Consider the following 1,864-nt stretch of genomic DNA (forward strand, 5'->3'; position numbering starts at 1 on the left):
AACCCGCTACAGACAGGAATATAAAATTACCCGTTCCCTCAACTTGGAGGGAGTGGTGAAGGCATTCAGTCAGCAAGACTATCAACGCACTCTGGTGATTCTCTTAGAGGATTTTGGGGGAGAGTCCCTAGAGAAATGGATGCACAAGCGTCCAGATATTTTCTGCCCGATGCCTTTATTGACTTTTCTAGGTTTTGCGATCGCTGTTTGCGACATTCTGGGCAGAATCCATGCAGCCAATATCATTCATAAAGATATCAACCCTGGAAACATAGTCTTTAATCTGGATACTGGCGTTGTCAAAATTATTGATTTTGGGATTGCGACCCAATTTAATCGCACGAATCCGACTTTCAAAAGTCCTCATGTTTTAGAAGGGACACTTGCCTACCTATCTCCAGAGCAAACCGGGCGGATGAACCGTTTACTCGATTACCGCACCGATTTATACTCGCTGGGTGTGACGTTCTACGAACTGCTAACCGGACATCTGCCGTTTGAAACAACGGATATTCTGGAACTAGTCCATTGTCATATTGCTAAAGTGCCCGTTCCACCTCACGAACTGAATGCAGCGATCCCTAAAGCCGTTTCAGATATAATTTTAAAACTAATGGCGAAAAATGCAGAGGATCGCTATCAAAGTGCTTGGGGTATCAAAGCAGATTTAGAAATCTGTGTTCAACAATTAGAAGAAATCGGTCAAATCTCTAGCATTGAGCTGGCGCTTCAAGACGTTTCAGGTCAGTTTCAAATTCCCCAAAAGCTGTATGGACGCGAAACGGAGATTAGAGCGTTATTGGCAGCATTTGACAGGATAGCAGGAATGGAGAATGTTGGCGAAACCTGCCAACCAGAGTCAGCCATAGAAAATTCTCAATTCCTTGTGGAAATGATGTTAGTCGCTGGCTATGCCGGAATTGGCAAATCAGCATTAGTGCAGGAAATCTATAAACCAATTACCCAAAAGCGTGGCTATTTTATCTCTGGGAAATTTGATCAATTCGGGCGCAATATTCCTTACAGCGCGATCGCAAATGCCCTGCAAAAGTTGGTGCAACAACTACTGGGTGAACCAGATGAGCAAGTGCAACAGTGGCGATCGCGCCTGTTGACAGCATTGGGAAGCAACGGGCAAATCATCATTGATGTCATTCCGGAAGTTGAGTTAATTATTGGCAAGCAGCTACCCGTACCGTCCGTTGGTGCAACTCAAGCTCAAAATCGCTTTAATCTAATTTTTCAGAAGTTTGTACGGGTGTTTTGTTCAAAGTCACACCCGCTTGTTATCTTTTTAGATGATTTGCAGTGGATAGACTCAGCAACACTGAAGTTAATCGAGCTGATGCTGCTTGATGAGCAAACCCAATATCTATTTTTGATTGGAGCCTACCGAGAGTCGGAAGTGCATCCAACGCATCCACTAGTATTAACGCTCTTAGAACTACGAAACCAAGGGGCAGTACTTCAGGAGATTACCTTAGCACCCTTAACGCTCGAACCCTTGAGTCAACTGATTGCCGAGACGCTAGGTCGCAATATTGACACCGTTCGTTCTTTAGCCCAATTAGTGTTACGTAAAACCGAAGGCAACCCTTTCTTTGTAGGTGAGTTTTTGCGAATGCTGTATAGCGCAAATCTGTTAATCTTTAATGCGAAACAGTTAAGCTGGCAGTGGGATATTGCTCAAATTCAAGCCCAAAATATTACCGATAATGTGGTAGAGTTGCTACTGATCCAGTTGAAGAAATTGCCAAATGAAACACGGCGAATTCTTTGTTTAGCCGCTTGTGTTGGAGCTGAATTTGATTTAGAAACGTTAGCGATCGTTTGCGAAAAATCACCGAAAGCAATTTTTCAGGAT

General features: G+C 43.6%; 1 protein-coding gene. It reads left to right on the top strand.

The features are described 5' to 3' along the window. A partial coding sequence (locus tag H6G97_RS50670; RefSeq protein ID WP_190947729.1) for a serine/threonine-protein kinase occupies positions 1-1,864 on the top strand: 1,864 nt, incomplete at both ends.

Origin of the sequence: Nostoc flagelliforme FACHB-838, from assembly GCF_014698065.1 — a bacterium.
Lineage (GTDB): Bacteria > Cyanobacteriota > Cyanobacteriia > Cyanobacteriales > Nostocaceae > Nostoc > Nostoc flagelliforme_B.